The organism is Marinobacter persicus, from assembly GCF_900114155.1.
Classification (GTDB): domain Bacteria; phylum Pseudomonadota; class Gammaproteobacteria; order Pseudomonadales; family Oleiphilaceae; genus Marinobacter; species Marinobacter persicus.
Map to the genome: position 1 here is coordinate 232,512 of NZ_FOSC01000002.1, position 17,423 is coordinate 249,934.

The following is a 17,423-nucleotide window of genomic DNA, read 5'->3' on the forward strand; positions in this document are numbered from 1 at the left end:
TTCAGCCGCAGGCGTCAAACAGCCGGCTGACCAGCACCGGCACCGCCGTTTCCACCCGCAGGATGCGGGGGCCCAGATGCACGCTGGTGCAGCCCGCTTCTTCCAGTTTCCCCACCTCGTAGTCAGTAAAGCCGCCTTCCGGGCCAATGCACAGGGCGGCCGGCTCACGCAGGTGTACCGGACAGGGTTCGGCGCGGCCGGGGTGGGCCACCAGCGCCCGGGTGCCGGCCAGCAATCCGGGCAACTCGTCTTCCACGAAGGGTTTGAACAGCTTGCGGATGTGTACTTTCGGCATGACCGTGTCTTTGGCCTGCTCCAGGCCCAGCGTCAGGTTTTCCCGCAAATGCTCTTCCTGAAGCCACGGCGTTTGCCAGAAGCTTTTTTCCACCTTGTAACTGTTGATCAGCCAGATGTCTTTTACCCCGAGGGCCGCGCAGGTCTGCAGTACCCGGCGCAGCATTTTTGGCCGGGGCATGGCGAGAATCAGGGTGAGGGGCAGGGGGGCTGGCGGATTCTGGTCCAGGATGATCTGGAGTTCCGCATGGGTGTCAGTCAGGCTGAGGACTTCACCTTCACCCATCAGGCCGTTCTCCCGGCCAACCGGAATGCGCCGCCCTTCGGAGGCGCGCAGCACGGTTTTCAGGTGTTTCAGCCGGCGACCGGTCAGACGCACGCGGTTTTCGCCAGTGAAATCCTCGTCGCTCAGAAGGGCCAGGTTCATTCTGCGTCAGGCTCGTCTTCCGCTTGCCCGGGAACCTCGCGCCTGGCCAGTCGGCCGAAGATGATGCCAAATTCGAACAGAATCCACATGGGCAGCGCCAGCAGGGTCTGGGAAATGACATCCGGCGGAGTCAGCAGCATGCCGATGACAAAGCAGCCGACGATCACGTAGGGGCGTTTGGCCGCCAGGCGCTCGGGCGTGGTGGCGCCGGTGAGGATCAGCAGCACCGTCGCGACCGGAATTTCAAAGGCCACGCCGAAGGCGAAGAACATTTTCAGTACGAAATTCAGGTAGCTGTTGATGTCCGGCAGCTCGACAATGCCTTCCGGCCCAATGGCGGTGAAAAAGCCGAACACCAGCGGGAACACCACAAAATAGGCGAAGGCGGCACCGGCGTAGAACAGCAGCACGGATGTGAATAGCAGCGGGAAGGCCAGGCGCTTCTCATGGGTGTAGAGTCCCGGCGCGATGAAGCTCCAGAGTTGGTAGAGAATCACCGGTATGGCGACAAACAGCGCCAGCACCAGCGCCAGTTTCAGTGGCGCGAAGAAGGGTGAGGTGATGTCGGTGGCGATCATGGTCTGCCCCACCGGCAGCAGCTCCCGCAAGGGTTCTGACAGCAGCAGGTAGAGGTCGTTGGCAAACGGGTAAATGGCCGCAAAGCAGATGGCCACCGCCAGCACCATTTTCAGCAGCCGGCTGCGCAGCTCCAGCAAGTGTTCGATCAGGGACATGTCTCCCTGGCCGGAAGACGTCTGGTTATCCTCTGGGGTGCCATTCATGAACGGTTATCCGATGACTTCTCTTGCGGTGGGTCTTGTGATGGATCTGCTGATGAATCGGGGGCGTCCGGCTTCTTTTGGTGCTGCGGGTCTTGAACATAATGCTGCTGGCTTTCCGCCTCGGCCAGGGCGTCGCGGATGGTTTTCTCCACATCTTCCAGGCCCACGTCGCCGGCCTTGCGCAGTTCCTCACGCAGTTCATCGGCTTTCAGCTGGCGATCCAGCTCGCTACTGAACTGGCTGGCCATGCGTTTGGCGCCACCAACCCAGCGTCCGGCTGCGCGCGCTGCCTGGGGCAGGCGCTCCGGCCCCAGAATCAACAATGCAATAACACCGCAGATCAGCAGTTCTACAAAACCGATATCGAACATTCAGGGTGCGCTCAGTCCTGCTTTTCCCGGGGTTTTTCCTCGGTCCTGGATTCAGGCTCATCGGCCTTGTTGTCTTCCAGCTGATCCGGCTTGAAGTCGGAGTTCTGGTCTTTGGCTTTGTTCTCCTCCTCGCTCATGGATTTCTTGAAACCACGAACGGCGCCGCCCAGATCACTGCCCATGTTGCGCAGCTTCTTGGTGCCGAACAGCAGAACCACAATGACCAGAATAATCAGAAGTTGCCAGGGGCTAATCATGAGCAATCCTCGTTGACTCGTTTCAGTTGCCAGCTATTGTACGCCAGGGTGCCACTCCGGAGGAAATCGGTGCGACACCTTGCCGCCGGCGTTTCCCCGCTTCGCCGGTTACTTGGCAGAGCGTGATGCTTTTTCTTCCAGACCAGACAGGTCAAAGCGCCGGGCCAGCTCGTCCAGTACATCTTGCGGGCCGAGGCCCAGCCGGGACAGCATGACCATGCTGTGGAACCACAGATCGGCGGTTTCGCTGACCAGTTCACGGGTCTCGCCGGTGTGTTCGGCGTCTTTGGCGGCCAGCAGGGTCTCAGTGCATTCCTCGCCCACTTTTTCCAGGATCTTGTTCAGGCCCTTGGCGTGCAGGCTGGCCACGTAGGACTTGTCTGGATCGGCCTGCTTGCGCGCCTCCAGTACGTCGGCAAGTTGTTCGAGTACATCACTCATGGTTGGTTCCTCAGTGTTTGCCGTAAATGCTGTCCGGTTCTTTCAGAACGGGATCGGTGCTGACCCACTCGCCATCTCGCAGGGAGCGGTAGAAGCAGCTGCGACGCCCGGTATGGCAGGCGATCCCGCCTTTTTGTTCCACTTTCAGCAGGATGACGTCAGCGTCGCAGTCCAGGCGGATGTCCTTGAGCACCTGCTGATGGCCGGAGCTTTCACCCTTGCGCCAGAGTTTGCCCCGGGAACGGGACCAGTATACGGCCTGGCCCTCCTGTACAGTCAGCGTTAGGGATTCCCGGTTCATCCAGGCCATCATCAGGATGTCGCCGGTTTCGGCGTCCTGGGCGATGGCGGGGACCAGGCCGTCGTTGGTCCATTGAATGTCGTTCAGCCAGGCCGGCTGGTTTTGCTCATCTGTGGGTTCTTGCATGTTCGTCGGTCCTGATCGTGGTGAGCTTAGCGGCCGCCCCGCAGCATGATGGCGCCGGCAACGGCGAGAAGGGCCCAGCCCCAGGCGGGCATGTCGGCCGCCAGTTGCCGGGTTTCCGGCTGGCTGCCGGCGATAGCCGCAGCGATGAGGGTGGCGGCGACAAAGCCCCGGCGCCAGCGGCGTTCGCTGCGTTTGTTCTGTTCTTTCATCAGTGCCAGGGCGGCCCGGTTCTGGTCTTCGGTCGGGCCGCTGCTGCGCAACCGAAGCAGGGCGTCGTGCACCAGTTGTGGCATTTCCGGTGCCTGTTCCAGCCACCCCGGGAAATGGGTTTGCAGCGACTTGTAGAGCCCCTTGGGGCCAATGCGCTGGCGCATCCATTTTTCCAGGAATGGCCGGGCGGTGGTCCACAAATCCAGTTCCGGGTAAAGCTGGCGCCCCAGACCTTCCACGTTCAGCAGCGTCTTCTGCAGCAATACCAGCTGCGGCTGCACTTCCATGTTGAAGCGCCGGGCGGTCTGGAACAGGCGCAGCAGGAAGTGGCCGAAGGAAATGTCCTTCAGTGGCCGCTCGAAAATCGGTTCGCATACGGTACGGATGGCCGCTTCAAATTCGTTGACCCGGGTTTCCGGTGGCACCCAGCCGGAGCGGATGTGCAGTTCGGCCACCTGCCGGTAGTCCCGGCGGAAGAACGCCAGCAGGTTGCGGGCCAGGTAGCTCTGGTCGTCCGGGGCCAGGGTGCCGACAATGCCGAAGTCGATGGCGATGTACTTCGGGTCGTCCGGGTTGCTGGCATCCACGAAGATGTTGCCCGGGTGCATGTCGGCATGAAAGAAACTGTCGCGGAACACCTGGGTGAAGAAGATCTCCACACCTTTTTCCGCCAGTACTTTCATATTCACGCCGGCTTCCCGCAGGGCAGGAACGTCTGCAATGGGGATGCCCTTGATGCGCTCCATTACCATCACTGACTGGGTGGTGTAGTCCCAGTCGATGTAGGGAATGTAGATCAGTGGTGAATTGTCGAAGTTCCGGCGCAGCTGGCTGGCATTGGCGGCCTCGCGCTGCAGGTCCAGTTCATCATGGATGGTGGAGTCGTAATCGGCCACCACATCCACCGGCCTCAGGCGCCGGCCCTCGGACCAGTACTTTTCCAGCAGCCCGGCCATCAGGTACATCAGGGAAATGTCCTGATGAATAACTTTCTCGATGCCCGGCCGAACCACTTTCACCACTACTTTCTGGCCATTGGGCAGGGTGGCTGCGTGTACCTGGGCCACCGAGGCGGACGCCATGGGATCGGCGGAAAATTCGGCAAACAGTTCGGACACCGGCGCACCGAGGGAGCGCTCGATAATGCCCCGGGCCTGGTCACTGGGGAAGGGAGGCACACGATCCTGAAGGTCTTTCAGGGATTCGGCCATGTCGTCGGGCATCAGATCACGGCGGGTGGAGAGAATCTGTCCGAATTTGACGAACACCGGCCCCAGTTCTTCCAGCGCCAGGCGCAATCGGTCGCCACGGCTCATTTTCGGTTTCGGGAAGAGGTGCCAGGGCGCCAGCAGGAAAAACAGTTTCAGTGGTGCCGGCAATTCGTCCAGCGGCAGGAAGATATCCAGCCGGTAGCGGCAGAAAACCCAGGCAATTCGGAACAGGCGTTGCAGGCGGCTCACAGCGTCTCCGTTGGTGTGGTGCTGCCGGTGCTGTCGGTGTGATTGCCCACAGCGGCCAGCTTGGCATCCAGTGTCTCAGTGCGTTGTTGCAGGTCGGTGATGGCGGTTGTGCAGTCAGCCAGTTCGTGCCGGCCCGGTAGCGTTCGCGCTTCCTCGTGAATGTACTCTTCCAGGTTGGCGGTCAGGCTGGCCATGGCTTTCCGGCTCCACTGAACGGCGCCGCGCAGGCGTTTGCCCAGAAAGTGTGCTGGCACATCGCCCAGGTGTTGTGCCACGGCCGCTTCCCAGTCCGGGGCCAGCCCGGCCAGTGCCTGGTGTAGCCCGATGGCCAGGGTGTATTCGCCATCAATGCTCAGACGACCTTCATCCAGCGCATGGGGATCGCCCAGGGCAAAAGCGGCCAGGGCAATGGGGCCGCCGGCAATGGTCACGGCGACCTTGTCGTGGCTGGCCGCTTCAACCTGCACCAGTGGGTCATTGTTGCGCAGGGTCAGCGTCAACGGTGTTGGCGTGGTCAGGCGCAATCGTACCGGTTTTTCCAGGCTCTGGAAGAAGCGCACGCGACCCGCCGGGTCCAGTTGCAGGGCACGGTTCAGTCCGGTCTGGACAATGTCCGCCAGAGTGCTGCCGGTGATCATCAGGGCTTGATCCCCACGTGCAGGGCCACCACGCCACCGGTCATGTTGTAGTATTTGCACTGCACCAGCCCGGCGTCTTCCATCATGGCTTTGAGGGTTTCCTGGTCCGGATGCATGCGGATGGATTCGGCCAGGTACTTATAGCTTTCGCTGTCGTTGGCAATCAGCTTGCCCATCAGCGGCAGGGCGCGGAAGGAATACTCATCATAGACTTTGCTCAGCAGCGGGTTGGTGGGCTTGGAAAACTCCAGCACCATGAGTTTGCCGCCGGGCTTCAGTACCCGGGTCATGTCCCGCAGGGCCTGGTCCTTGTCGGTCACGTTGCGCAGGCCAAAGGCGATGGACACGGCCTGGAAGTTGTTGTCCGGAAACGGCAGGTGCTCGGCATCTGCCTGCACGTATTCGATGTTACCGGCGTAGCCCCGGTCGGTCAGTCGGCTGCGGCCGACCTGCAGCATGGAGGCGTTGATGTCCGCCAGCACCACCTTGCCGGACGGTCCCACCAGGTCGGAGAACTTCATGGTCAGATCGCCGGTACCGCCGGCGATGTCCAACACCTTGTGGCCCGGGCGCACACCGGACAACTCAATGGTGAAACGCTTCCACAGCCGGTGAATGCCCATGGACATCAAATCGTTCATGAGGTCGTACTTGCCGGCCACGCTGTGAAATACCTGGGCCACCTGGCCTGCTTTCTGGCTTTTCGGTACGTTGCGGAAGCCAAAATGGGTAACGTCGTCCTGGCCGTTGCCGGCGGTGCCTGGCGTTTGCTGCTCGCTCATGGGGATGGTCCTGTCTGAATCTGATTGCCCGTATTCTAACCGCTCGGGGGGTGGCTACAAGGTCAAACCGAATTTACACTGTAAAACCTTTTTTAGACCACCGAGAAAACTGATCCATGTCTGTTATTGATATCCAGCGTTCCCATTCCCTGGGCCAGGAAAAAGCCCGCTCTGCCGCCGACACCCTGGCGGACAAACTGGCCAGTAAATTTGGCGTTCAGTCTGAATGGCAGGGCGACCGGTTGATGCTTCAGCATAACGGCATCACCGGGCATCTGGATATTTCCGACACCGACCTGCGTGTGCGCATTGAGCTGGGCATGATGCTCCGTCCGTTCAAAGCCAAAATCGAGAATGAAATCGAGACGCGGATTGATCGGGTGATCAGCGGCTGAATCTGAGTTTGCCACAACCGGGATTCGGATCTACCTTTATTGGATGTACTGACGCAGGTCTGCGTTATTCGGTATAAACACAATAAGAGGTAAGTCCGCATGATTTACGCACAACCCGGACAGGAAGGTGCCATTGTTTCGTTCAAGCCCCGCTACGAGAACTACATTGGCGGCAAGTGGGTAGCTCCGGTCAAGGGTGAGTATTTTGAGAATATCACCCCGGTGACCGGCGATGTGATCTGCGAGATTCCACGCTCCAGCGCCGAGGATGTCGATTTGGCGCTGGATGCCGCTCACAAGGCGGCACCGGCCTGGGGCAAGACCTCGGCCACCGAACGCTCCAACATCCTGCTGAAAATTGCCGACCGCATCGAAGCTAATCTGGAGATGCTGGCGGTGGCGGAAACCTGGGACAACGGCAAGGCAGTGCGTGAAACCCTGAACGCCGACATTCCGCTGGCGGCCGATCACTTCCGCTATTTTGCCGGCTGTATCCGGGCCCAGGAGGGGCACACTGGTGAGATTGACCACAACACCGTGGCGTATCATTTTCACGAGCCGCTGGGTGTGGTGGGGCAGATTATTCCCTGGAACTTTCCCCTGTTGATGGCCGCTTGGAAGCTGGGGCCCTGCCTGGCGGCCGGCAACTGCACCGTGCTCAAGCCGGCGGAGCAGACACCGGCCAGCATCCTGGTCCTGATGGAGCTGATTGGCGACCTGTTGCCGCCGGGTGTGATTAACATCGTCAATGGCTACGGTCCGGAAGCCGGTCAGGCACTGGCCACCAGTACCCGTATTGCCAAAATTGCCTTTACCGGCTCCACCCCGGTGGGCTCCCACATTCTCAAGTGCGCGGCCGATAACATCATTCCCTCCACCGTGGAGCTGGGCGGCAAATCCCCCAACATCTACTTCTCGGATGTCATGAAGGCCGAGCCGGAGTTTGTCGACAAGTGCGTGGAAGGCCTGGTGCTGGCGTTCTTCAATCAGGGTGAAGTGTGCACCTGTCCGTCCCGGGCGCTGGTTCAGGAGGACATGTTCGAGGAGTTCATGCAGAAGGTGGTTCAGCGCACCAAGGCTATCAAGCGGGGCAACCCGCTGGATACCGATGTGCAGGTGGGTGCCCAGGCCTCCAAGGAGCAGTTCGACAAGATCATGTCGTATCTGGAAATCGGCAAGAAGGAAGGCGCGGTGGTACTCACCGGTGGCGACAAGGAAGACCTGGGTGTGGAGTTCAACAATGGCTTCTACATCCAGCCCACCCTGTTCAAGGGTGACAACAAGATGCGCGTGTTCCAGGAGGAAATTTTCGGTCCGGTGGTGGGCGTGACCACCTTCAAGACCGAAGAGGAAGCCCTGGCGATCGCCAACGACACCGAGTTTGGCCTGGGCGCCGGTGTCTGGACCCGTGACACCAATCTCGCCTACCGAATGGGGCGTGGCATCCAGGCTGGCCGGGTATGGATGAACTGCTATCACGCCTACCCGGCGCATGCGGCGTTCGGTGGCTACAAGAAGTCCGGTGTTGGCCGGGAAACCCACAAGATGGCGTTGGAGCATTACCAGCAGACCAAGTGCATGCTGGTGAGTTACGACACCAACCCGCTTGGCTTCTTCTGAGCCTTCCATGAAAACGGGCCCTGCGGGGCCCGTTTTTGGTTGTGCCCGGTAAAACGGGCGATTGGCTGAGTTGATCAAGCCGGTAGGTACGGCTGGATAGGGTCACTGCAGGTGTTCGTAGTATGCTGAACTCATATTGAGGAGTCTGGAAACAGGAGGTGTTATGAGCGAATTCAGAACCGAGAAAGACAGTCTGGGCGAAGTGAAAGTCCCGGCCAACGCCCTGTGGGGCGCGCAGACTCAGCGGGCCGTGGACAACTTTCCGGTCAGCGGGCAACCCATGCCGGTCGGCTTCATCAAGGCGGTGGCTGAAGTGAAGTGTTCCGCTGCCCAGGCCAACGGGGCGCTGGGACTGCTGGCACCGGATCTGCGGGATGCCATTGTGCAGGCCTGCCAGCGGGTCGCTTCAGGAGAGTTTGCCGATCAGTTTCCGGTGGACCGCTACCAGACTGGCTCGGGCACGAGTACCAACATGAACGTGAATGAAGTGGTGGCCTCCATTGCCCGACAGCAGGGTGTGGAAGTGAACCCGAACGATCATGTGAACATGAGCCAGAGCTCCAACGACGTGATCCCCACGGCCATCCATGTCAGCTCGCTGATGGCTGTAAAGGAGCAGCTGCTGCCGGCTATCTCGCACCTGCGGGGCGTGATCTATGAACGTGAAGCGCAGTTGAATGATCAGGTCAAAACCGGGCGTACTCATCTGATGGATGCAATGCCGGTGACCATGGGCCAGGAGTTGCGTACCTGGCGCGAGCAGCTCGTGGCCGTGGAACGCCGGCTGGAACAGGCCTGTGACGAGCTGGCGGCGGTGCCCCAGGGCGGTACGGCGGTTGGTACCGGCGTCAATGCCGATGAAGAGTTCGCCGGTCAGTTCATCAAATTCCTGAAGATCAATACTGGCCAGAACTTCCGTTCCCTGGACCACAAGTTTGTGGGCCAGAGTGCCATTGATGCGCCGGTGGCCCTGTCGGCCCAGTTGCGGGGCACGGCGGTGGTACTGACCAAGATCGCCAATGACCTGCGCTGGATGAACAGCGGCCCGATTCATGGCCTGGCGGAAATCAGCCTGCCCGCCCTGCAGCCGGGCAGCAGCATCATGCCGGGCAAGGTCAATCCGGTGATTCCCGAGTCGGTTGCCATGGTCAGTGCCCAGGTCATGGGGCTGGACAGCGCCGTGGCCATTGCCGGCCAGTCCGGCAACTTCCAGTTGAATGTGATGCTGCCGATGGTGGGAGCCAACCTGCTGGAAATGACATCGCTGCTGGCCAATGCCATTAATATGCTGGCCGATAAGGCAGTGGCCGGGTTTACCGTGAACGCCGACAACCTGAACGAAGGGGTGGGGCGTAACCCGGTGCTGGTGACGGCCCTGAACCCGGAAATTGGCTATGCGCTGGCCTCGGATATTGCCAAGGAGGCTTACGCCACCGGTCGCGCGGTGATTGATGTGGCCGAGGAACGCAGCGGGTTGAGCCGGGAACGACTGGAGCAGGTGATGGACCCGCTCAAACTGACCCGTGGTGGTTTGACCGAATAATCCGCCCGCGGACCGGGAGCGGCACCGTTGCTGATATTGCTGGCGTTGTTCGTGTTGTTGGTTCTGGCCAACGGCGCCCCGGTGCTGGCTGCTCGCCTGTTTGGCCAGCGGTGCAGCCGGCCCATTGACGGTGGGCGACTCTGGCGGGACGGTCGCCCGGTCTTTGGGCGAAGCAAAACCTGGCGGGGCCTGTTGGCCGGGACCCTCGCCTGTGGCCTGTTTGCGCATGGGGCTGGTCTGGGCGCCGGCTTCGGATTTATGTTCGGAATTCTGGCACTGCTCGGCGATTTGCTGAGCAGTTTCATCAAACGCCGGCTCGGGCTGGCGGCCAGTGCCCGGGCCAGGTGGCTCGATCAGCTTCCCGAGGGACTATTGCCCATGGCGTTGGCCTGGTACTGGCTCGGTGTCAGCGCCTGGCAGGTGCTGGCGGTGGCTGTCCTGTTCGCCATGGCCAATATCTGGGTGTCGCCCTTGTTGTATCGCTGGGGTGTTCGTCGCCAGCCCCATTGATCAGGTCGGCCCTCGGCTAAGTGTGTGGATGGTCACTTCCGGCGGGCAATTGAGCCGGACGTTCAGGACGGAGGTGCCAGCCCCCGGCGAGGTATAGCCCTGCATACCATTGACTTGCCATGCTCCCCGGCCCAACTGGCGTGGACAATTGGCGTCCAGTGTCAGGGGAATACCACCGGGCAGGCACAACTGACCACCATGGGTGTGGCCGCACAGGAAAATGTCATAGCCGGCGTGGGCGGCTTCGCGCCAGATTTCCGGAGTGTGGCTCAACAGCAGGCTGATGCCGCCCGGCGGTATGTCGTCACCGGCCCGGTGCAGGTTGTGGGCCTTGTAGTAGTGGGCGTCGTCCACTCCGGCCAGGTAAATCCTCTCGCCGCCCCGTTCCAGCGGCGCCATTTCGTTCATCAGCAACCGATAGCCCATGTCTTCCAGCGCTGGCACCATGCGCACACTGTCGTGATTGCCGAGTACCGCATAGGCTTCACCGTTAATGGCCTCTCGTAGTCGTGCCATGCCGTCCAGTGAGTCTTCCACGGGGCCCCGGGTCAGTTTGCGGTAATCGCCGGTCAGCACGCACAGATCGTAGGCCAGTGGCTCGATATGACGCATCACGGCCTGCAGGTTTTCCTCATCCATGTCCACGTGCAGGTCGGTCAGATGCAGAATGCGCAGCCCTTCAAACGCCTCGGGCAGGTCGGGCAGTACAAAACGATTGTGGGCTGTGGTCAGCATGCGGCTGTTGGCCCGGGCCCGTTTGAGCAGGCCCGTGGCCTGCAGGCAGAAGCGGATCAGCCCGGGAGCGTTGGCCAGGTTTTCCAGGTGAAAAGAGCGATGATTGCGGCCAAACACGAGTGCTTCGGCTTCCTGCTCGATGGCCAGCCGCTGGCGTGCATGGACCGGGCCCAGTCGAAGGCTCAGGCGGTAGTGCAGAAGCTCGTCGGGCGTATTCGGTGTTTTCGCCTGTGAGGTCATGGTGCATCCCGTTTGCGCGGCGAATGGTGAGCCCCGGTCACGGGCTCCGACTATCATTATGGTATGCTCGGAGCGTGGATGCCATCATGCTTTGACCCCATTATCGGAGCGCTGTTATGAGTAATGCCTGTAATATTCCGGGGTTGACTGTACCCCGTAGCCGTTTCCCCGCACCTGAGCAGGATCTGTTGGAGAACGGCAAAGATGAGGCCCTGGTGGTGCTGGCCGGTGGTTGTTTCTGGTGTGTGGAAGCGGTCTGTCAGGCGATTGCCGGGGTAAATGCGGTGACCTCGGGGTACGCCGGTGGTTCGGCCGAAACCGCCAATTACGAGGCGGTGTGTACCGGCACAACCGGTCATGCCGAAGTGGTTGAGGTTCGTTATAATCCCGCGCAAGTGAGTTTTGGTGATCTGCTGCGGGTATTTTTCTCGGTCGCCCACGACCCAACCCAACTGAATCGTCAGGGCCATGATGTGGGTAGCCAATACCGATCGGCAATCTTCTATGAAACTGCGGAGCAGCGCCGGGTCGCCGAGAGCTATATCGCCCAGCTCAATCAGGCCGGTGTTTTCCCCGATCCGGTTGTCACCAGCGTCGAGCCCCTTGATGCCTTTTATCCGGCGGAGCAATACCACCAGAACTTTGCCAACCGAAATCCCCGGCAGCCCTACATCATGGCGGTTGCCGGTCCGAAAATGGAAAAGCTGGCCAACACCTGGCCGGACCGGCTGAAGTCGGATTACCACCCGGACGATGATCCGGCCTGAGGAGATTGCATGACTGTTTCTGCAGCAGGTTACGACCTGACACCGTTGAGCAAAGAAGAGGTGGCGGAAAAAGCCGCCCGGCTGACCGACGAAGAGCGCCGGATTCTGCTGGAGCACGGCACCGAGCACCCGTTTTGCGGCAATTTGCTGGATAACAAACAAGCCGGTACCTATCACTGCCGGCTGTGTGAGCTGCCGCTGTTCAGTTCGAGTGCCAAGTTTGACTCCGGCACCGGCTGGCCGAGCTTTTTTCAGCCGTTTGATCCGGACCATATCCGCTATCTGGAAGACGGCAGCCTGGGGATGGTGCGCACGGAAATCCGCTGTCCCCGTTGTGACAGCCACCTGGGCCACGTTTTCCCGGATGGTCCGCCGCCGACCGGTCAGCGTTACTGTCTCAATTCCGTGGCGATGGAATTTCGGGCCAATAACGACAGCTGACGGATGATTTCACTGAACCTTAACCCCAGGCCCCTGGCGGAATCCGCCACTCTGGCGCGTCGGGCGCTGGTGGTGCTCGGCTCTGTTGGGCTGACCTGCCATTACTCCTTGCTGATTATTGTGCGAGCCCTGTTTCGCCGGCTGGACCGCGGTATTGTCGACAACTATTGCCGTAAATGGTCGGCAGCCTTGTTGCGGCTGGTACGGGCTGATTTGACAGTAACCGGCGAGGTGCCGGATTTTAGCGATGGCCGGCGTTACATTATCTTGTGTACCCACGCCAGCCATTACGACATCCCGGTAACCTTCGTGTCTCTGCCTGGCTCCATTCGCATGCTGGCGAAAAAGGAGCTGTTCCGGCTGCCCCTTCTCGGGCGGGCGATGCGGGCGGCGGAGTTTCCGTCCATTGACCGTCGGGATCGCCAGCGGGCGTTGGCGGACCTGCGCCGGGCAAAGGAGATGATGGAAGACGGCATCGTGCTCTGGGCGGCCCCTGAAGGTACCCGCTCACCTGATGGCCAGCTGTTACCCTTCAAGAAAGGGTGCTTTCACCTGGCCATGGATACCGATGCCGTGATTGTGCCGGTGGCGGTGCGGGGGATTCACAAGGTGTTGCCGGCCCGAACCTGCCAGATCAACCTAGGCTTGCCGGTGGAGGTGTGCGTGGGTGCGCCCATCGATACCGCCGGCAGGAGCAAAGACGAGATGCCGGAACTGATGGCCGAGGTGCGCAGTCAGATGCAGCTACTGCTGAGTGGCGATACCGGCCAGGGCGGGAACCCCCTGGCCTCCTGATTCAGGCCGCTGCAGCGGCCACCGTGTAAAACAGGTAACCGGTGTAGCTCACGTACACCAGCATGAGCAGGCTACCGTCCAGTCGGGTGATGACCTTGCGCCAGCCGGTCAGGCCAAACCCCATGACCAGCAAGCCCACGGTCAGGGCCAGCATCAGCGTCCAGTCACGGTAGAGCACTTCCGGGTCGACCTTCAGTGGTTTGATGGCTGCCGCCAGGCCAACCACGGCCAGGGTATTGAAAATGCCCGAACCAAGAATGTTGCCCAGAATCAGGTCATGTTCGTTCTTTTTAACCGCCGCGATGGCGGAAGCCAGCTCCGGCAGGGAAGTGCCAATGGCGACAATGGTCAGACCGATCACCAGGTCACTCACGCCCAGGCTCTGGGCGATGGTTACCGCACCCCAGACCAGCATGCGGGAGCTGGCAATCAACAGGACAAGACCAATCACCAGCCAGATGACCGCCACTTTAAGGGGCATCGGATGGGCGATGATTTCGGCGTCCGTCTCTCCGCCCAGGGGATCTGCCTTGCCTTTGTAACCCTGGTAGATCGACCAGCCCATAACCGCACTGAAGACTGCCAGCAATACCCAGCCATCGAGACGGCTCAGCTCGCCATCCAGCAGTTGGGCGCCGCCAATCAGGGTCAGCACAATCAGCAGGGGTAATTCCTTGCGGATCACCTGGGAGTGCACGGCGATGGGGGCAATGACCGCCGTCAGGCCGACAATCAGGGCGATGTTGGTGATGTTGGAGCCGTAACCGTTACCCAGGGCCAGGCCGGGATTGCCGTCCGTCGCCGCCATGGCGGAGACCGCCAGTTCCGGAGCCGAGGTGCCAAAGCCGATAATCACCATGCCTATCAGCAGAGTGGGCATGCCCAGGTGTTTGGCGGTGGCGGCGGCGCCCTCGACAAATCGGTCAGCACTCCAGACCAGAAGAACCAGACCCGCAAGTATGGCGGCAATGGCCATCAACATAGAAAATCCTCGGTACCTGAACGTTGAAATCGCCCTGAATGAGGGCGCATCGGAAACGCCGGTAAGATACCCCAAGTGCGGCGCAGGGTCACTCTAACCTTGTTGGCGTGAGTGAGAAAGGGATGATCCACTCAGTTGCTGAGCGAGTATCAGACTAAAGTGGCGCTGATATTGTTAACAAAACAAGGGAGAATTGCGGCAAACCACAATTGTGGGCCCGACACATATCGATTAACAAACGCAATTTATTTTTCCCGTCAAAATCTGGATAATTGCGTCCAAATTCAGACCGGGAGCATTCGGCAGCGCCCTTTAACCTCGCGCCCCGCCGGCTCCCGACAGGCCGCCTTGCTGATCGTGGGGTGGTGATAACAGGCTCAACACTAGCTAGGGTGAAAACCAATGGCCGTTAGACAGGCAGATGTAGTGCTGGTCGGCGGGGGCGTCATGAGCGCTACCCTCGGCATGATGCTCCGGCAGCTGGATCCGTCCCTCGATATCGTAATGGTAGAGCGTCTGGACCACGTTGCCCACGAAAGTACCGATGGATGGAACAACGCGGGTACCGGCCATGCCGGCTACTGCGAACTGAACTATACCCCGGAAACCGATGACGGTGACGTGACCATCGAGCGGGCGCTTAACATCAACGCACAGTTCGAGTTATCCCTGCAGCTGTGGTCGTACCTGGTGGAGCAGAACATTCTGCCGGAGCCGTCCAGCTTCATTAACCGCACACCGCACCAGAGCTTTGTCTGGGGTGACGATGGTGTGAAGTTCCTCAAGCGCCGCTGGGAGCGCCTGAAAGAGCATCACCTGTTCCAGGAAATGGAATACACCGAAAGCCTGGATACCCTCGAGCAGTGGATGCCCCTGGTTGTCCGCAATCGCGACCGCAGCGAGAAAGTGGCGGCGACCCGCATTGAGCATGGTTCCGATGTGGATTTCGGCTCGCTCACTCGCAGTATGGTGAAGTGGTTGGAAACCCAGCCCAATTTTGAGCTGATGCTCAGCTCGCCGGTAACCAACCTGGACCAGCACGACGACGGCAGCTGGACCGTCCGGGTCAAGAATCAGAAGACCGGTGAGAACGTCAAACTTGAAGCCGGTTTTGTCTTCCTGGGTGCTGGTGGCGGTGCGCTGCCCCTGCTGCAGAAATCCGGTATTGATGAAGCCCGCGGCTACGGTGGCTTCCCGGTCAGTGGCCAGTGGCTGGTGTGCCAGAAGCAGGACATCGTTAAATCCCATAACTCCAAGGTTTATGGCAAGGCTCCGATCGGTGCGCCGCCGATGTCGGTACCGCACCTGGATACCCGCATCATCAATGGTGAGCCAGCACTGTTGTTTGGGCCGTTTGCCGGCTTCACCACCCGTTTCCTCAAGCAGGGTTCGATTTTCGACCTGTTCGGCTCCGTGAAAGCCAACAACCTCAAGCCGATGTTGTCGGTCAGCAAGAACAACATGGACCTTACCCGTTACCTGATCGGTGAAGTGTTCCAGTCCCACAAGGCGCGTGTTGATGCCTTGCGCAATTTCTTCCCGGAAGCGAAAGAAGAAGACTGGACCCTGCAGATGGCTGGCCAGCGTGTGCAGATCATCAAGGAAGCACCGGGCGGTGGCGGCAAGCTGGAGTTCGGTACCGAAATCGTTGCCGCGAAGGATGGCTCGCTCGCTGCGTTGCTGGGCGCCTCCCCGGGTGCCTCTACTGCGGTGAACGCCATGATCAACGTCATCGAGCGCTGCTTCCCCGAGAAGTTGAAAACGGAATCCTGGCAGGAGCGCATGCGTGAGCTGGTGCCGTCATACGGCCAGTCGCTGGTTGACGATGCAGAGCTGCTGCACAAGGTTCGTGAAAGAACCTTGTCGACCCTGAAGCTGCGTTAAAACGGTTGTGGCAAGTCTGGCGGAGCCAGGCTTGATCAGGGCCAGAAGAGGGCACCGGATGCGTCGGGTGCCCTTTTTTTGTGCCTGAAAAAGAAAGTTGCTTTTTGCAGGTAATGGGCCCACTGTTGAAGGACAACTTTCCAGGGAGATGGCCCGTGACACAACAAAATTTCAACCCCGAAAAAGGCTATATAGCCCTGCTGGGCTGGAGCCTGAACGCGGTCGAGGCGGCAGACAAGTTTGACCGCCGATACGTGGTGGTTGCTCCGGACTGGGCGCAGGAATACTGCGACAAGCACGAGATTCCTTATGTACCCTGGAACTTCGAGCGCCTGAATGACCGCTCTTTCGAAATAGCCCAAACACTCAAAGACATGGGGGTGGATGTGGCCATCCCGCTGTTTGAGGAAACGGTGGAATGGGCTGGCGCCATCAATTCAGTGTTGATGAATAACCCGCGTTTGCTGGGCCAGGCCATGTTGCTGCGTGATAAGGCGCTTATGAAACGCCGGGCGCAGTTGGGAGGTATCCGGGTGGGCATTTTCGAGGAAGCTCACGACCGGGAAGACGTGATCCGTTTTCTCAAACGGGTGAACCAGACGTTGCTCAAGCTGGATGGCGACCCCAACGACCCCATTCATCTGAAAGCGTTCGACAAGGCCGGTTGCCTGGGCCACCGGGTAATCCGGACACCGGACGAGGTAGACAGCATTCCCGACGAGGAATTCCCGGTGCTGATGGAATCGCATCTGGATGGCTGGGAGTTTGCGGTCGAGGCCTGGGTACATAACGGGAAAATCCGGTTCCTCAATATCTCCGAGTACGTGACGCTGGGGTATTCGGTGTTCGTGCCCGCAACTCCGGATCTGGAAAAGTACCGTCCGCAAATCACCGCCGAAATCGAGAAACTGATCAAGACCTTCGATATCGAGTTTGGCTTTATCCACCCGGAATACTTTGTCACCAGCGACGGCACCATGTACTTCGGTGAGGTGGCCTACCGCCCGCCCGGCTTCAAGGTGTTTGAGTTGTTGGAGCGGGCCTACGGCTTCAATGCCTATCAGGGGCTGATTCTGGCCTTTGATCCGAAAACCACCGAAGAGGAAATCACCGCCTTTTTCCCGAAAGAGGTGGTGGACGCTAAAGGGTATGCCGGTTGTTTCGGGGTATATCCGCGCCGTCGCGTGGTCAGTCGTCTGGAAATGCCGGAGGAAACCGAGAATCACGAGTATTTTGAGTCTCATGAACTGACCCCTCCCATCGAGGAAACCGTCACCAAACGCACCGCTTTCGGTACGCACTGGGGGCTGATTTACTTCTTTGGTGATGACCCGTACACCATGCGTGATCTGCTCAAGCACCAGGAAGACCTCGATTTCTATGTATAATCGAGTCAGGAATTAACATCACGGGCCTGTTTCA

The 17,423-nt window shown here is 59.8% G+C and carries 20 protein-coding genes; 9 read left to right on the top strand and 11 right to left on the bottom strand.

The window, feature by feature from the left end; genetic code table 11:
• Position 1: 1 nt before the first annotated feature.
• From BMZ63_RS03045 to ubiE, 9 genes are all read right to left on the bottom strand, one after another.
• Complete coding sequence (locus BMZ63_RS03045; RefSeq protein WP_091701479.1) at positions 2-721, bottom strand: 16S rRNA (uracil(1498)-N(3))-methyltransferase; 720 nt, start codon at positions 719-721, stop codon at positions 2-4.
• On the bottom strand, positions 718-1,503 hold the full coding sequence (gene tatC / locus BMZ63_RS03050; protein ID WP_091701481.1) for a twin-arginine translocase subunit TatC: 786 nt from the start codon (positions 1,501-1,503) through the stop codon (positions 718-720). Before tatC ends, BMZ63_RS03045 begins: the two co-directional genes overlap by 4 nt.
• Complete coding sequence (gene tatB, locus BMZ63_RS03055; RefSeq protein WP_091701484.1) at positions 1,500-1,874, bottom strand: Sec-independent protein translocase protein TatB; 375 nt, start codon at positions 1,872-1,874, stop codon at positions 1,500-1,502. Before tatB ends, tatC begins: the two co-directional genes overlap by 4 nt.
• Before the next feature lie 11 nt (positions 1,875-1,885).
• Positions 1,886-2,131: a Sec-independent protein translocase subunit TatA gene (gene tatA, locus BMZ63_RS03060; RefSeq protein WP_091701487.1), complete on the bottom strand. Its 246-nt coding sequence runs from the start codon at positions 2,129-2,131 to the stop codon at positions 1,886-1,888.
• Positions 2,132-2,239: 108 nt separating this feature from the next.
• On the bottom strand, positions 2,240-2,572 hold the full coding sequence (locus BMZ63_RS03065; protein ID WP_091701490.1) for a phosphoribosyl-ATP diphosphatase: 333 nt from the start codon (positions 2,570-2,572) through the stop codon (positions 2,240-2,242).
• 10 nt (positions 2,573-2,582) lie between these two features.
• Positions 2,583-2,999, bottom strand: a complete 417-nt coding sequence (gene hisI, locus BMZ63_RS03070) for a phosphoribosyl-AMP cyclohydrolase (protein ID WP_091701492.1) — start codon at positions 2,997-2,999, stop codon at positions 2,583-2,585.
• Positions 3,000-3,025: 26 nt separating this feature from the next.
• Positions 3,026-4,669 carry a ubiquinone biosynthesis regulatory protein kinase UbiB gene (gene ubiB / locus BMZ63_RS03075; RefSeq protein ID WP_091701494.1) on the bottom strand — a complete coding sequence of 548 codons (1,644 nt, stop codon included), beginning with the start codon at positions 4,667-4,669 and terminating at the stop codon, positions 3,026-3,028.
• Positions 4,666-5,307, bottom strand: coding sequence for a ubiquinone biosynthesis accessory factor UbiJ (locus BMZ63_RS03080; protein WP_091701497.1), 642 nt, complete (start codon positions 5,305-5,307; stop codon positions 4,666-4,668). Before BMZ63_RS03080 ends, ubiB begins: the two co-directional genes overlap by 4 nt.
• Positions 5,307-6,089, bottom strand: a complete 783-nt coding sequence (ubiE, locus tag BMZ63_RS03085) for a bifunctional demethylmenaquinone methyltransferase/2-methoxy-6-polyprenyl-1,4-benzoquinol methylase UbiE (protein WP_091701499.1) — start codon at positions 6,087-6,089, stop codon at positions 5,307-5,309. Before ubiE ends, BMZ63_RS03080 begins: the two co-directional genes overlap by 1 nt.
• A gap of 116 nt (positions 6,090-6,205) precedes the next feature.
• On the opposite strand from ubiE, the gene BMZ63_RS03090 reads away from it, so the two are divergent.
• The 4 genes from BMZ63_RS03090 to BMZ63_RS03105 all read left to right on the top strand — a co-directional run bounded on the left by BMZ63_RS03090 (position 6,206) and on the right by BMZ63_RS03105 (position 10,157).
• Positions 6,206-6,484: a polyhydroxyalkanoic acid system family protein gene (locus tag BMZ63_RS03090; protein WP_091701502.1), complete on the top strand. Its 279-nt coding sequence runs from the start codon at positions 6,206-6,208 to the stop codon at positions 6,482-6,484.
• Between the two features lie 99 nt (positions 6,485-6,583).
• Entirely contained in the window at positions 6,584-8,104 is a 1,521-nt protein-coding gene (gene exaC, locus BMZ63_RS03095) for an acetaldehyde dehydrogenase ExaC (RefSeq protein ID WP_091701505.1), read from the top strand.
• A 163-nt stretch (positions 8,105-8,267) separates the two neighbouring features.
• Positions 8,268-9,647, top strand: a complete 1,380-nt coding sequence (locus BMZ63_RS03100) for a class II fumarate hydratase (RefSeq protein WP_091701507.1) — start codon at positions 8,268-8,270, stop codon at positions 9,645-9,647.
• A gap of 27 nt (positions 9,648-9,674) precedes the next feature.
• A complete protein-coding gene (locus BMZ63_RS03105) occupies positions 9,675-10,157 on the top strand; it encodes a CDP-archaeol synthase (protein ID WP_091701510.1) in 483 nt (160 codons plus the stop codon).
• Here the strand turns inward: BMZ63_RS03105 and BMZ63_RS03110 are convergent, their stop codons facing one another.
• On the bottom strand, positions 10,158-11,132 hold the full coding sequence (locus tag BMZ63_RS03110) for a metallophosphoesterase (protein ID WP_091701513.1): 975 nt from the start codon (positions 11,130-11,132) through the stop codon (positions 10,158-10,160). It lies immediately after the preceding gene.
• Between the two features lie 116 nt (positions 11,133-11,248).
• Here BMZ63_RS03110 and msrA point away from each other — a divergent pair, with 116 nt between their 5' ends.
• The 3 genes from msrA to BMZ63_RS03125 are packed head-to-tail and all read left to right on the top strand — an operon-like array spanning position 11,249 to position 13,135.
• On the top strand, positions 11,249-11,899 hold the full coding sequence (gene msrA, locus BMZ63_RS03115) for a peptide-methionine (S)-S-oxide reductase MsrA (protein WP_091701515.1): 651 nt from the start codon (positions 11,249-11,251) through the stop codon (positions 11,897-11,899).
• 9 nt (positions 11,900-11,908) lie between these two features.
• Positions 11,909-12,340: a peptide-methionine (R)-S-oxide reductase MsrB gene (msrB, locus tag BMZ63_RS03120; RefSeq protein ID WP_091701518.1), complete on the top strand. Its 432-nt coding sequence runs from the start codon at positions 11,909-11,911 to the stop codon at positions 12,338-12,340.
• 3 nt (positions 12,341-12,343) lie between these two features.
• Positions 12,344-13,135: a lysophospholipid acyltransferase family protein gene (locus BMZ63_RS03125; RefSeq protein WP_091701521.1), complete on the top strand. Its 792-nt coding sequence runs from the start codon at positions 12,344-12,346 to the stop codon at positions 13,133-13,135.
• Between the two features lies 1 nt (position 13,136).
• On the opposite strand, the gene BMZ63_RS03130 is transcribed toward BMZ63_RS03125, so the two are convergent.
• A complete protein-coding gene (locus BMZ63_RS03130; protein WP_177187014.1) occupies positions 13,137-14,117 on the bottom strand; it encodes a calcium/sodium antiporter in 981 nt (326 codons plus the stop codon).
• 402 nt (positions 14,118-14,519) lie between these two features.
• Here BMZ63_RS03130 and mqo point away from each other — a divergent pair, with 402 nt between their 5' ends.
• Positions 14,520-16,001, top strand: coding sequence for a malate dehydrogenase (quinone) (mqo, locus tag BMZ63_RS03135; protein WP_091701523.1), 1,482 nt, complete (start codon positions 14,520-14,522; stop codon positions 15,999-16,001).
• Positions 16,002-16,156: 155 nt separating this feature from the next.
• On the top strand, positions 16,157-17,389 hold the full coding sequence (locus tag BMZ63_RS03140; protein ID WP_091701525.1) for an ATP-grasp domain-containing protein: 1,233 nt from the start codon (positions 16,157-16,159) through the stop codon (positions 17,387-17,389).
• The last annotated feature ends 34 nt before the right edge of the window (positions 17,390-17,423 follow it).